The organism is Pseudomonas sp. A25(2017), assembly GCF_002001065.1.
Classification (GTDB): Bacteria; Pseudomonadota; Gammaproteobacteria; order Pseudomonadales; family Pseudomonadaceae; genus Aquipseudomonas; species Aquipseudomonas kilonensis.
Window position 1 is genome coordinate 1 of sequence record NZ_MUOA01000013.1, and the last position, 510, is coordinate 510.

Annotated in this window: 1 protein-coding gene; it reads right to left on the reverse strand. The window is 54.1% G+C overall.

Annotated elements, in window-relative coordinates; all coding sequences use genetic code 11:
• On the reverse strand, positions 1-362 hold a 362-nt coding region (locus tag B0E42_RS00030), incomplete at its 3' end, for a transposase (RefSeq protein WP_139353058.1).
• Positions 363-510: the final 148 nt, after the last annotated feature.

Below are 510 nucleotides of genomic sequence, written 5' to 3' on the forward strand. Positions count from 1 at the left end.
GTCCACGGGTGCAACTGGTGGCCTTCGTTGTTCAAGTAGCGAGCCAACAACCGAGCATCCAGCGCATCGGTTTTAGCGCGAACTTTCACACCTTTGCGGTAATGGCTGAGCTCGTAGCCGCCGATCATGTAGATCACACAGCCTTGCGCATAAGCCAGGTCGGCGAATTCCTGGTGATAGATATTGGTGGCTTCGATGGCGACATCCACTGGCGCGGGCAGCTCCTTGAGCCACTTCTTGATCGCAGCTTTGGTGTTGGGGATCGCTTCCAGTCGATCTGTTTCTGCGTGATAAATCACTAACTCATCTTTGGCGACATCAACACCCACGATCGGCTTTGCGACAGAAACCGGCATTGCCATTGAAAATCCTCCGGGCTAAGGTTTGAACACTTGAAGGGTTCACCCAGAGGCGCAGGCTTGTTCCTATCGTCGGTCTAGGCCAGATGCATTCTTTATCGGCGCTTGGGTGAAAGGAGGAGGGGTGAAATCTCCCACGGTCTGTACTGCG